The organism is Actinomadura sp. 21ATH (assembly GCF_041951345.1).
GTDB lineage: Bacteria > Actinomycetota > Actinomycetes > Streptosporangiales > Streptosporangiaceae > Spirillospora.
Window position 1 is genome coordinate 132122 of sequence record NZ_JBGNUR010000009.1, and the last position, 12571, is coordinate 144692.

Below are 12571 nucleotides of genomic sequence, written 5' to 3' on the forward strand. Positions count from 1 at the left end.
GGTACGCGTGAAAGGAGGTGGTCCTAGCCAATGGTTGATATTAGGACTCGCGAGGTGGCTGTCCGCTAGTCGCCGTTCCGCCTCGGAACCGCTCCTTCAGGGGGCGGTTAGGCCGGTCGGTGACCGGCACTACCAGGCAGTTACCCGATCCCCGGACCGATGGATCAGTCCTGTCCATCACCCGCCTCCCGGCGGGAAGGTCCGGGGATCGTTCATTTCCAGGACCTCTCAGGCGACCCGCTTGAGCTGCGCGGACAGGTGCGACTGGAGCGGCTGCCCGACGGCCGCCATGTCGTACGCCCAGCCCAGGTCCTCGCCGATCAGCCCGTACAGCCGCTTGCCGCCGGTGACCTCCTTGGCGCTCTCGGTCCGCGCGATCACATCGGTGACCAGCTCGACCCGGCTGAACGCCACGTTCCCCACGTAGATCTCCACGATCCCGGTCGGGTGCGCCAGCGTGACCTCGACCTGGTGGTCGGGCCGCGGCCGCCAGTACCCGGTCTCGACCGCCAGCGGCCGCCCCAGCGAACCGTCCTCCTCGATCAGCCACGTCCGGCTCGCGTAGCTCAGGAACGGCTTGCCGATATGGGTGAACGAGATCTCCTGACCGAAGTTGAACGACTCGATCGTGGGGTAGCCGCCGACACCGGCGCCCTCCCACGTACCGAGCAGGAACGCCAGCGGTTCGAGATCGGGGTGCAGCTCAGGCTCCATGGACATAGGCACCGAGCGTAGCGGCGTTCGCGCTCACTTGAGCCGCGACAGCTTGACCACCAGCAGGACCGCGGCGATCGCGATCAGTGCGAGGAACAGGACCAGGACTCCCGCGTTCACCATGCCGCCCACGGCGCCCGATCCTACGCCAGCGTCCCTGGACGCACGGGTTACGCTGCCGGTATGGCGAGAGCTCTGGTGATCAAGGCGACGGCGGGGGCGGACGTGCCCGAACGGTGCAACCAGGCGTTCACGGTCGCGGCGGCCGCCGTGGCGAGCGGGCTGCCGGTCTCCCTGTGGCTGACCGGCGAGTCGGCCTGGTACGCGCTGCCCGGCCGCGCCAAGGAGTTCGAGCTGGCGCACGCCACCCCGCTGGACGACCTGCTCGCGGCGGTGCTGGCCGCCGGGCAGGTGACGGTGTGCACGCAGTGCGCGGCCCGCCGCGAGATCGGCCCGGACGACGTGATCCCGGGCGTCCGCATCGCCGGCGCGCCGACGTTCGTCGAGGAGATCGCCGCCGACGGCGTGCAGGCCCTCGTCTACTGAATCTTTTATCGGGCGGCGGCCCTGGGGGCCCGTCCCGGAGGGGACACTGATCCGCCGCGCTCCGAATGATCCTCTGCCGAGCGGACATAAGCAGCACCAAGGGGAGGGAGTGAGCGGCGTGGTCGAAATCCCCGCGTGGTTCTGGACGGCGACGATCGTCCTGGTCATCGGGTTGTTCGTGTTCGACCTGGTGGTGGCGGTCCGGCGGCCGCACGCGGTGCACCTGGGCGAGGCGACGTTCTGGTCGGTGTTCTACATCGCCGTCGCGATCCTGTTCGGGTTCGCGACGTGGTGGCAGCTCGGGACGACGGCCGGGACCGAGTACTTCGCGGGCTGGATCGTCGAGAAGAGCCTGTCGGTCGACAACCTCTTCGTCTTCGTCATCATCATGGCCCGCTTCAGCGTGCCCGCCGAGTTCCAGCAGAAGGCGCTGCTGTTCGGCATCGCGGCCGCGCTGGTGCTGCGCACGATCTTCATCGCGGTCGGCGCGGCGGCGATCCAGCTGTTCTCGTTCACCTTCCTGATCTTCGGCCTGATCCTGATCTGGACCGCGGTGCAGCTTGTCCGGCACCGCAACGAGGAGCCGGACGTCGAGGACAACTTCCTGGTCCGCCGCGCCCGCAAGATCATGCCGGTGTCGAACGACTTCCACGGCGGCAAGATGCTGGCGCACGAGAACGGCCAGCGCGTGATGACCCCGCTGCTGCTGGTGTTCATCGCGATCGGCAGCACCGACCTGCTGTTCGCGCTCGACTCGATCCCGGCCGTGTACGGGGTGACGCACGAGCCGTTCCTGGTGTTCGCGGCGAACGCGTTCGCGCTGCTGGGGCTGCGCGCGCTCTACTTCCTCATCGAGGGGCTGCTGGAGCGGCTGGTCTACCTGTCGATCGGGCTGTCGGTGATCCTGGCGTTCATCGGGGTCAAGCTGATCCTGCTCTTCCTGCACGAGGACGTGAACAAGGCGATCCCCGAGATCCCGACGCCGCTGTCGCTGGTGGTGATCCTGCTGATCCTGGTGGTCACGACGGTCGCGAGCATCGTCCGGGTCCGGGCGCACCCGGAGGAGAAGGCCAAAGCCCACTCCATCCGGATGCGCCGCAAGCCGAAGAAGGAAGAGGAGGAGCGGCGCTCCTCCTGAACCCCGGCTAGGACAGGACGGCGGCCAGTCGCTCCTCGCGGAGGCGGCCGGCCCAGGAGTCGTCGATCGGCTGGAGCTGCTGCCCGACGGCCCAGGTCAGCAGCAGGTCGGCCAGGCCCGGGTTGCGGACGAGGGCGGGGCCGTGCATGTACGTGCCGAGCACGCGGCCGCTGTAGGCGCCCTCGAAGCCCTGCCCGTCGCCGTTGCCGACGCCGGCGACCACCTTGGCGAGCGGCTTGGCGCCGGGCCCGATCCGGGTGACGCCCTGGTGGTTCTCGAAGCCGGTGATGCGCGGGACGTTCAGCTCGGCCGACACGTCGCCGACGATCTCGCCGACCGCGCGCTGCTCGCCGCGGCCGCTGCTGATGTCGAGCAGGCCGAGGCCCTGGACGGGCTGGCCCTCCTCGCCGCCGAACTGGTGGCCGAGGAGCTGGTAGCCGGCGCAGACGGCGAACACCACGGCGCCGCGCTGGGCGGCCTCGGCGAGCCCGCCGTCCCGGCGCAGCCGCTGGGCGGCCAGGATCTGCGGGCGGTCCTCGCCGCCGCCGAGCAGGAAGATGTCGCCGTCCGGCGGCACCGGCTGGTCGGACCGGACGTTGACGGTCTCGTACGGGATGCCGCGCAGCGCGGCCCGGCGTTCCAGCACGATGGTGTTGCCCTGGTCGCCGTACGTGCTCAGCAGGTCCGGATAGATCCAGACGATCTTGAGTGGACGGTTAGACGACACGGCCGTACCTCGTTCGGATGTCTTGGAAAGCGGTGTAGTTCGCGATCACGTCCAGCTTGCCGGGGGGCACCGCCATGACGGCCTGGTCGATGTCGTCGACCAGCGTGAAGTGGACGTCGGCGGCCTCCAGGCGGGCGGCGAGGTCGACCCGGCGCTCGCCGGCCACCCAGACGGGGCGGCCGCGCAGGATGCGGTAGTCGACGTCCCACAGCCAGGAGGTGTCGCGGCCGTCGGGGCCCTGCGCGTTGATCGACAGGGCGACCGGGCCGGGCGCGGGCTCCAGGACGTCGAACGCCTCCAGCCAGCCCGCCGGGTTCTTCGACAGGAGCAGCCGGATCTGCCGGCCCTGGTGCTCGACCGTGGTGTAGCGGCCGGCGACGGAGCGGACCTCGCTGAGCAGCGGCAGCGCCGTCTCGGGCGGCACGCCGAACTGGGCCACCACGGCCAGCGCGATCAGGGCGTTGGACCGGTTGGCGCGGCCGGGCAGCGACAGCGCCGACAGCTGGAACGTCCGGCCGTCGGGCACCGTGACCTGGTCGCCCTTGAGGATGTAGTCGGGCCGCGGCCGGGAGAAGTGGCACTCGCGGCAGCGCCAGTCGCTGTCCTCGTCGGTGTCCTGGCGGTCGAGCGGGCCGCCGCATTCGGGGCAGCACCAGGAGTCCTCGCGCCAGTGCTGGCCCGCGGCGACCCACGTCACGCTCTTGGCGGACGAGGCGCCCCAGGTGACCAGCGGGTCGTCGCAGTTGGCGATGACGTGGCTCTGCGGCGAGGCCTCCAGGGCCTTGCGCCACTTGCCGGCCAGCAGCCAGATCTCGGCGGCGCGGTCCATCTGGTCGCGGCTGAGGTTCATCAGCGCGACCACGTTGGCGCCGGTCTCCGCCAGGACCATCGGGACGTACTTCTCGTCGCACTCCAGCACGCCGTAGCGGGCTGTGGGCGCGGAGGCGAGCGCGGACACGTGCCCGGTGGGCATGTTGGCGCCGAACGCGTTGGTGGCGACCTCCCCCAGCGGCGTCATCGCCGAGGTGATCAGCCGGGTCGTCGTCGTCTTGCCGTTGGTGGCGCTGACGAGGACGAGCTTGCGATCCCGGGCGAGCCGGGTCAGCAGCTCGGGATCCAACCGGAGGCCGATCCTGCCCCCGATCACCGAGCCGTCGCCCTTGCCCGCGAGCCGGGACATCTTCGCCGCCGTACGACCGAGCGCGACGGCCAGCTGCGAACGCAGCGGAAGATCGCTCATGGACTCCGTCTTCTCCGGTTGCGCCTGTGAAAACCGTTCCGAGCCTAGCCGGTACGAGGACGTACCGTTGCGGCACTCTCCGAAGCGACTGCGAGGAGGATCACACCATTTGGTGTAAACCGTCCCACCGAATCTTGACCTATGTGAACATGTCATGATTCTGTGCGTCCCCGGCAGCCCGAACAATGGGGTCTCAGATACCCCCGAGCACGCCTGTGCGAGGCGTTGAGCCAGTACTTTGTCGGGAGCCCTGCGGTTTGGCGGGGGATCTCCCCGCACTCTGGCGGACGAAGCGGCGACAAGGCGAGGTCTGAGCGATGCAGTGTCCGACGTGCGGTACGAACACGCCCGGGACGCTCGGCACGTGTCCGAACTGCAACGCCCCCATGGAGCACGGCTCACCCCTGGGGCAGCCGCTCGGGGCCCCGCCCGCGGCGCCGGCGTTCGGCGAGCAGACGGTCGTCGTACCGCCCGCCACCCCCTCCTGGGCGATCGACCTCCCGGCCGGCGGGCCCGGCGGCATGCCCGGTGACCTGCCGAAGGACCCCGCACCCGCCCCCGCACCCGCCGCCGATCCCGGACCCGGGCCCGCGGCGGCCGAGCCGGGCGACGGGACGTCCGAGTCGACGGCGCCGTGGGCGTTCGTCCCGGACGACGACAGCGGCGCCCACCCGACCGCGCCGCCCCCGCCCGCCTGGGCGTCCGCCGCTCCGGCGGGCCCGGGAGCGCCGTCACCGGCCGTCGGGACGCCGCAGGCCGACCTCATGGGGAGCCCGCCGCCGCCCGCGCCCTCTGCGCCCTCTGAGACCTCGGGACCGTACGAGTCGATCGTTCCCGAATCGTGGTACGCGCGCCCCCGCAAGCCGGACGCGCAGGCCGAGCAGGACCCGGGCGTCCAGCAGTGGGCGCCCCAGCCGACCTCGCCCGGCCTCGGCGCCGGCGGGGGCGACGTCTACGGCCAGACGGCCGTCATGGACGCCGGCGGCTACCCGGCCGGCGGCGCCACCCGCCTCGACGGGCCCGGGATGGGCATGGGCGCGCCCATGGGCCCGATGGGCCCCGACCCGGGCATGGGCCATCCCCCGCCGCAGGGCATGTCCGACAAGGCGAGCAAGCCGCTGCTCATCGCGGTGTCCGCGCTCGTCGCCATCGCGGTCGCCTCGGTGGGGCTCGTGCTGTGGCCGGGCGGGGACGACAAGCCCCCGGCCGCGCGGGTCAGCCCCACGCCGAGCCAGAACACCCCGGTCGCGAAGAAGGAGCCCATCGGCCCGGCCCGCCAGCAGGCCGTCCAGCTGAACGCGCTGCTGAACGCCAGCGCCGCCACCCGCCGCGAGCTGGCGGCGGCGCTGAACGGCACCGCCAAGTGCGAGACGCTGCCCGCCGCGATCCGCGGGTTCGAGGGCGTGGCGCAGCGGCGCACGAACCAGATGCGCCGCGCCAAGGCCCTCAAGGTCGACAAGCTGACCAACGGCCCGCGGATGCGGGTGACGCTCTACCAGGCGTTCAAGGCGTCGCTGGAGGCCGACCAGCGGCTGCTCGCGTGGGCGAACAAGGCCAAGCGCAAGTGCCGCGGCAAGCCCCGGCCGGCCGTCTCCCAGGCGCCCGGCCGCATCCCGGCGGAGCGCCGCGCGACGATAGCCAAGAAACAGTTCGTCGCGATGTGGAATCCTGTCGCTCGCGCGACCGGTCAGCCGCCGCGGCTCTGGAACGGGCTGTAAAGGCCGATCACAACAGGATTGCAACCCCTGTCGGGAAGCTCCTGATTCGCCGGTCGCGCAGTATGTTGGCTGCGTCGAGGCTTCGCGGGGGAGGTTCAGGCATGCGGTGCCCGAGCTGCGGTAGTGACACGACCCCGTCGCTGCCCCATTGCACGCGCTGCAACGCCCCGTTGAGGGGCTTGGGCGACGAGTCGTTCACGACCCCCGACCCGTCCGCGGGCCCCGGGCCGGGTCCGCAGCCGGGTCCGGTGCCCGTCCCGGACGCCGGGCCCGTACCGCCGCCCTGGACGACCCCGCCCGCCGCGCCGCCCGGCTGGGACGCGCCGCCCCCGTCCGGCGACGGCGAGCGCACCATCTCCCTCTCGGACGAGCCGTGGGAGCACGAGCAGTGGGCCGAGGAGGTCTGGTCGCCGGGCCCGACGGCCAAGAAGCAGGCGCTTCCGTACGTCCTGATCGGCGGCGGCCTGGTGGTGCTCATGCTGGTCGCGGCGGCCATCATCTTCTGGCCGTCCGGCTCCGACCCGGCCGCCGGACCGGCCGCGGGCTCGTCGTCCGCCGGGCCCGGCGGCTCCTCCGACCCCGCCGCCGGACCGGACGGCGAGGAGCCCACGACCACCTCGGACGGCGCCCTCAACAAGCAGGCCGGCCAGGTGGACGCGCTGCTGACCGAGATGGCCAGCACCCGCTCCGAGCTGGGCACGGCCGTGACCGCCGGCTGCCGGACCGCCGACCTCCAGCGGATCTACGACCAGCGGCAGGAGCAGCTGCGCAAGGCCCGCGCGCTGGACGTCAGCGCGCTGGAGAGCGGCACCGAGCTGCGCGACGCGCTCGTCCGGGCGCTGACGGCGTCGTCCGCGTCCAACAAGACCTACGTCGACATGAGCCCCGGCTGCCCCTCCGAGAGCGACGTCGCGAGCGTCAACGGGGAGGCCAGCGCCGCCAAGCGCGACTTCATCGGCTACTGGCGCCCCAACGCCGAGAAGGCCGGCCTCGACGTCCGGACCGCCGACACGATCTGACCCGCCCCGCGCGGTCAGCCGCGGAGGAAGGGGAGGGCTCCGGACGGGTCGGCGAAGGGGGCGACGAGGCGTTCCGGCCAGCTCAGCACGGGTTCGAGCCAGGCGACGACGCGCATCGTCTCGGCGGCGTCGGCGATCTCGTCCTCCTCCGCGACGCCGACCGTGACGTCCGCGAGGTCCCGGTAGAAGCCCGCGTGGTCGTCGGCGCCGCCGATCGCGGTGCTCGCGAGCGGGCGGTTGCGGTCCAGCTCCATCGACAGCGGGTGGCGGCGCAGCGCGCGCAGGCGGTGGCCGAGCTTGGGCTCGGGGGGCTGCTTGAGGCCGGGCAGCTGGTACTCCAGCGGCGGCGCGGGGGCGTGCTTGTCGGGGGCGCCGGCGCCGTACGGGAAGAGGCGGTCCATCTCGTGCAGCCACCGCACCTGCGGGATCACCCAGTCGGGTCCCGGGCGGGTGCCGGCCGGCGCGGGGTCGCCGCCGAGGAGGCGCTGCGCGACGGCCGCGGCGGCGGCGGTCAGGTCGGCCGGCGGGTACGCGGTGCGCAGCGCCCACGCGCGCCGGGTGACGGCCCGTTCGAGAACGGTCGCCAGCGTGCACTCGCGCAGCCGGGGCGTGAGGCGCGACCAGGCGCGGCCCAGCTCCTGCGGTACGGCGGGCAGCGGCCGGTTGACGACGTGCGCCAGCACGAGCGTGTCGCCCCACACGCGCAGCCAGGCCCAGTCGGGATGCCCGGCGAGCAGGTCGGCCTCGCGCAGCTCGTACAGGGTGCAGGCCCGCCCGGAACGGCACTCGCAGCCGCACGCGGCCGACCGGCGCCCGTCGACCGGCGGCGGCGGGCCCGGCAGCACGCCCTCGCGGCCCTCGCCCAGCGGGATCCGCACGCGGAGGGGCCGGTCCATCCCGTCCGCGAACACCGCCGCGACGCCGGGACGCAGCGAGACCACCTCGCGCGACTGGTCCTCGTCGAGGTTCATGGCCGCGCCGACCTGGTGCCGGTCGTCGAACGCCGGAAGCCGGTGGACGACCTTCAGCGCGGTGTTCTTGATGACGTCCGGGACCAGCTTGGTCGGGATCTGCTCGGCGACGATGATCCCCTCGCCGTACGCGCGGATCTCGGCGAGCATCCCGGCGAACAGCTCCACCGCGTGCGAGCTGGTCCGCTCGGGCCCGCGGTTGCGCAGGAGCCGGTGCGCCTCCTCGATGACGATCACGTGCCGCAGGCCCGGCGCCCCGCCGCCGCCGCGCCGCTCGCGCATCCGCAGGTGCTCGACGACGCGGATGATCAGCGTGCCCATCAGGAACGCCTTGTCCTCGTCGTTGGCGACGTCCTCGATGGCCAGCACGATGTTGTCGCGCAGCATCCCGCCGATGTCGGCCGGATGCCCGCCCTCGAAGAACCGCCCCGCCGACCCGATCCGCAGCGACCGCAGCCGCACGTCCACGAAGCCCTGCACGTCCGCCATCAGCTCGCGGCCGTACCCCACGTCCTTGATCACCTGGAGCGCGGCGGCCTGGAGCTGCTCCAGCGTCGGCACCGCGGGCTCGATCAGCGAGCCGGGGACGCCGCCGCCGGTCACCACGTCCCAGCCGGTCGCCTCGTACACCCGCTGGAGCGCCTGCGCCATGATCTGCGGGAACGGCTCCTCGGCGTCGAACGCGGCCTGGAACAGCGCCCGGACCATGTCGATGTGCGCCTGGACGGGGTAGCCGGGCTCGGGCGCCAGCGGGTTGACCGACAGCGGCACCGACGCCGGGTCGGACGGGTTCACGACGGTGACCGGCCCGCCGAGGTCCCGGATGCGGCCCGCCATCGCCGCATACTCCGACTTGGCCGGCTCGATCGCCAGCCACGGGATGCCCGCCCTGGTCAGCTGCTCCAGCAGGTGCCGGACGGTCTGCGACTTCCCGGCCCCCGTCGACCCGGTCACGAACACGTGCCGGTTGATCGTCGAGCGCGGGACGGTGAACCGGCCGACCTCGCGGTCCTGCCCGTCCAGGATCGCGCCCAGCTCCACCGGTGTCCCCGGGGTGGCGTCCTCGGTCTCGGAGGTGACGTCGAAGTATCCGGCGTCCAGCACCCGCAGCCCGGGCACCTCGCGGCGCGGCAGCCCGGCCAGCGCCGCCAGCGCCCCCGCCGTCGCGACGAACGGATGCCGCTCGGCCGTCTCCACCACCCCGCGCTGCCCCGCCGGCAGCGCGTCCGGCCGCAGGACCTCGCCGAACGTCCCGCTCCCGTGCCCCGACCTCAGCCGGTACGGGTGGTGCCCCAGCTCCATCGAGCCGACCAGCACCGGCGCGATCTGCCCCAGCTCGCTCTGGTCGGCGGCGCCCGCGACGACCCGTACCTCCCAGAGCCCGGCCTCGCGGAACGCGTCCAGCTCGGCCAGCCGCTGGTCGGCGCGGGCCACCGCCAGCCCGGCCCGCTCGTCCTCGCCGCGGCGCAGCATCCGCAGCTCGTGCTGGAGCTCGCGCATCTCCACGTCCAGCCGCCGCTCGTCGCACGGCTCGGCCACCACGAACCAGCCGAACGGCCGCTCCATCAACGTCACCAGCGTCGACTCGAACAGGCTCGATCCGGCCTCCGACCGGCCGACCTGCGGCGCCAGCCGTCCCGGGCAGCGCGTCCACACCATCCGCTCGGCCTGCCGCATCCACTGCTCGCCGACCGGCACGCCGCGCGCCCCGCTCGGGAACAGCAGCCCCTGCCGCCCGCCCGGCCCCGGATTGACCGGCCCGGCATTGGTGATCAGCTCCAGCGGCGCGCCGCCGCCCGCCGACAGCCAGCCGACCACGAACGGCCGCTGCCGCCGCGCCGCCGACAGCGCGGCCGGGAGCACGCTCACGAAGTCCCATTCGGCGGACGCGGCGCGCTCGGGGGCGGGGATCGCCTGGATGCGGTACCACGGGCCCGGCAGCACGGGCATGGGCGGCAAACCGTGCAGGGAGGGGTGCGGGGGGTGCGGGGTCGTCACCCGAGCATCCTTCCTCCCGTACGGCGCGGCGCGCTACGGCTGCGCCGGCGGATCGGCCGCGTGCCGCCCGTTCGGCCTCATCCGGACGCTCGGCCCGCGGGTCGCCTTGGGCATGGCGTGCCGGGCCCGGGACGTCCACGGGAACCCCTGCGGCGGCCGCGCCTCCCCGGTCGGCGCGGGCAGCGGCACGTCGTCCGCCGCCTCCTCGGGCTCCTCGCCCGCCGCCGTCCCGTTGGAGTGGCCGTCCCGCTCCTGCTGGCGCAGGTACTCCTCGAACGGGATGGAATGCGCGGTCGGCAGCGTGATGATGCCGGGATTGGCGTCCACCATCAGGATCCGGCGGCCCGTCGCGCCCGAATGCGTGAAGACCATCGCCGTCGGCGGCAGTTCCTGGAGCTGCGGCGGCTCCACCAGCAGCTCGCGGAACCCCTGCTTCAGCTCGCCGGTGTCGCCCCGCCGCCGGTCCTCGGTCGCGGCCAGCCCGCGCCCCCACGCCGTCGCCGAACTGATGCCCTCGACCAGCGCGCTGTCGTCGTCCGCCGGCTCCGGCAGCGGCGACCACACCGGATCGGTCAGCTCGTCGCCGCGCGCCCGCGCGTACGCGACCGTGCTGGCGTAGCTCCCGGCGGCCACGTCGGCCAGGCTCTCCCCTGCCGAGTCCGTGATCTCGGCGACCAGCAGCGGCTGGTCCGTGCCGATGTGCTCGGCCGCAACCCGGGCGTCCTCGGGGTTCCCCAACCGCATGAACCCCACCGCCGCGTGCCCGCGCCGCCCGAGCCGTTCCCGTACGTGCTGCGGGATCGACCGGTACATCAGCACAAGACCCGTTCCGGTGGCCTCGCACGCGTCGATCAAACGGTCCAAGACGTCCCCGCGCAGCTTCTCGGCGCCGCAGAGGAACAGCGTGTGATCCCACCGTCCCCCCGGAGGCGCCTCCCGGATCCGGTGGGTAAGAGCCGTCGTCACGTACGTCCCGAGGACCCGGTTCGTCAGGACCCCGGCCCGCCGGTCCATGGAGACGACATGAAGCCGCGACGGCGGCAGCCGCACCGGCTCCGCGGCGAGCTTCTCCAGCTTGCGCAGCTGCGCCTCCAGCGCCCACGCCCGCCGCACCACGATCCGGTCGGTCGCGTCGCGCCCGAACAGCGTCGCGACCCGTTCCAGCTCCTCCTCGCTCAGCAGGCCCTTGCGCAGGTCGTCCCGCGGGTCGCCGACCTGGGCCAGCACCCGCAGCGCCGCCGTGATCCGCGGGATCGTCACGCCCTCCCCGAGCACCTCGATGATCCGCTCAAGGATGGAGTTGTCGAACGACAGGTCCCGGGTGCTGCCCTCCTCCTCCCCCGCGCTCACCACCAGCGACAGCACGTCGGCCAGCGCCTCGGGCCCCAGCCCCCTCGTCGCGTCCAGCCGCGGCAGGTCGGCCGGCAGCACCCACACGAGCGGATCGTCCCCCCGCGCCGCCGCCACCCGCAGCAGGTCGTGCGCGACCGCGCCCTCGGACAGGTCGATGACACTCACCCGCGCGCCCACCGCCAGCCGCGCCGCCCCCATGGTGGTCACCGCCGCAGCCCACCCGGCCAGCGTCCCGCCCACCACATCGACACGATCCACGTCGGGCGGCACCGCCACGGGATACCACTCGCGCTGCCCGGCGTACTCCCGCTGACGCCGCTCCCACTCCTCGTAGGCGCCGACATACTCGGACTCGGCCGCGTCCCGCCGCCGCTGCCACGCGGCCCGCTCGCGCTCGCCCCGGAGCCGTTCCCGGACGATCCGCGCCCGCACGGCCCGCTCGTCCTGCCACAGCAGGTAGCCGGTGATCCCCACGACCGCCACGCACGCGCACATCGCCGCCGCCGCGAACGCCCACGGCAGCACGCCCAGCACCCAGCACAGCAGGAACAGGACGATCCCGACGCCCGCGCCGTACGCCGCGATCCGCAGCGGCCGCACGGCCAGGTACTCGCCCGGCCGCCGCTCGGCCACCGGCACCGCCGGCGCCGGCTCCAGGGGCTCGGGCCGTCCCGGGGGCGGCCCGGGATCGGGATGCACTTGTGCGTAGCGCCAGCCGACATAGACGCGGTCGGCCTGCACAAACCGCGCCATCGCGGAACCGCTCGCCATGTCCGTCACGTCGAGAGACCTCTGGGTGTAACGGGATGGTGTGGGACGCCTGTGGTTCTGGTTGGACTCCTCCTCAGCACAGACTAAAGAGGATCCGCCCTCCGCGCGCCCCGTTCAACCGAACAGCTCCGACAATGCCCAACTCCACCCACCATTTCGGTCATCCTGCCCACCAAGGTCAAAGATCGGACACCGAGATACGGCCCCCTGACCACATCCGGCCACCGCGGAGGCCCCGACGTCCACAACGAACACCGCCCCAGAGGCCGAAGCAGCAGCCCTCCAGAAAAGCCGAACGGGACACCGCCTGAACCCCGTTCACCTGCCATTAATCAACTCCTTCACCATCGCCCCCCAGCCGTTGCCGCGGCGTCCT

General features: G+C 73.0%; 9 protein-coding genes. 4 read left to right on the forward strand and 5 right to left on the reverse strand.

Annotated elements, in window-relative coordinates; genetic code table 11:
• Nucleotides 1-228: 228 nt before the first annotated feature.
• Nucleotides 229-714: an FABP family protein gene (locus ACA361_RS25420; RefSeq protein ID WP_375015986.1), complete on the reverse strand. Its 486-nt coding sequence runs from the start codon at nucleotides 712-714 to the stop codon at nucleotides 229-231.
• A 183-nt stretch (nucleotides 715-897) separates the two neighbouring features.
• On the opposite strand from ACA361_RS25420, the gene ACA361_RS25425 reads away from it, so the two are divergent.
• Both ACA361_RS25425 and ACA361_RS25430 read left to right on the forward strand, forming a co-directional pair.
• A complete protein-coding gene (locus ACA361_RS25425; RefSeq protein ID WP_375015741.1) occupies nucleotides 898-1260 on the forward strand; it encodes a DsrE family protein in 363 nt (120 codons plus the stop codon).
• Between the two features lie 118 nt (nucleotides 1261-1378).
• Nucleotides 1379-2398, forward strand: a complete 1020-nt coding sequence (locus ACA361_RS25430) for a TerC family protein (RefSeq protein ID WP_375015743.1) — start codon at nucleotides 1379-1381, stop codon at nucleotides 2396-2398.
• 7 nt (nucleotides 2399-2405) lie between these two features.
• On the opposite strand, the gene ACA361_RS25435 is transcribed toward ACA361_RS25430, so the two are convergent.
• Together ACA361_RS25435 and ACA361_RS25440 are read right to left on the reverse strand one after the other, a co-directional pair.
• Complete coding sequence (locus ACA361_RS25435) at nucleotides 2406-3125, reverse strand: type 1 glutamine amidotransferase (protein WP_375015745.1); 720 nt, start codon at nucleotides 3123-3125, stop codon at nucleotides 2406-2408.
• Nucleotides 3115-4365: a MurT ligase domain-containing protein gene (locus ACA361_RS25440; RefSeq protein WP_375015747.1), complete on the reverse strand. Its 1251-nt coding sequence runs from the start codon at nucleotides 4363-4365 to the stop codon at nucleotides 3115-3117. The genes ACA361_RS25435 and ACA361_RS25440 overlap by 11 nt, the downstream gene beginning before the upstream one ends.
• 317 nt (nucleotides 4366-4682) lie before the next feature.
• On the opposite strand from ACA361_RS25440, the gene ACA361_RS25445 reads away from it, so the two are divergent.
• Both ACA361_RS25445 and ACA361_RS25450 read left to right on the forward strand, forming a co-directional pair.
• On the forward strand, nucleotides 4683-6083 hold the full coding sequence (locus ACA361_RS25445) for a hypothetical protein (RefSeq protein ID WP_375015749.1): 1401 nt from the start codon (nucleotides 4683-4685) through the stop codon (nucleotides 6081-6083).
• A 170-nt stretch (nucleotides 6084-6253) separates the two neighbouring features.
• A complete protein-coding gene (locus ACA361_RS25450) occupies nucleotides 6254-7102 on the forward strand; it encodes a hypothetical protein (RefSeq protein WP_375015751.1) in 849 nt (282 codons plus the stop codon).
• Nucleotides 7103-7116: 14 nt separating this feature from the next.
• Here the strand turns inward: ACA361_RS25450 and ACA361_RS25455 are convergent, their stop codons facing one another.
• Nucleotides 7117-10071, reverse strand: coding sequence for an ATP-binding protein (locus ACA361_RS25455; RefSeq protein WP_375015753.1), 2955 nt, complete (start codon nucleotides 10069-10071; stop codon nucleotides 7117-7119).
• A 33-nt stretch (nucleotides 10072-10104) separates the two neighbouring features.
• A complete protein-coding gene (locus ACA361_RS25460; protein ID WP_375015755.1) occupies nucleotides 10105-12177 on the reverse strand; it encodes a hypothetical protein in 2073 nt (690 codons plus the stop codon).
• Between the last annotated feature and the right edge of the window lie 394 nt (nucleotides 12178-12571).

Excerpts from the sequence above, each read along its gene's own strand:
- ACA361_RS25420 (WP_375015986.1), bottom strand. The coding sequence starts at position 714 with ATGGAGCCTGAGCTGCACCCCGATCTCGAACCGCTGGCGTTCCTGCTC.
- ACA361_RS25425 (WP_375015741.1), top strand. The coding sequence starts at position 898 with ATGGCGAGAGCTCTGGTGATCAAGGCGACGGCGGGGGCGGACGTGCCC.
- ACA361_RS25440 (WP_375015747.1), bottom strand. The coding sequence starts at position 4,365 with ATGAGCGATCTTCCGCTGCGTTCGCAGCTGGCCGTCGCGCTCGGTCGT.
- ACA361_RS25445 (WP_375015749.1), top strand. The coding sequence starts at position 4,683 with ATGCAGTGTCCGACGTGCGGTACGAACACGCCCGGGACGCTCGGCACG.
- ACA361_RS25460 (WP_375015755.1), bottom strand. The coding sequence starts at position 12,177 with ATGGCGCGGTTTGTGCAGGCCGACCGCGTCTATGTCGGCTGGCGCTAC.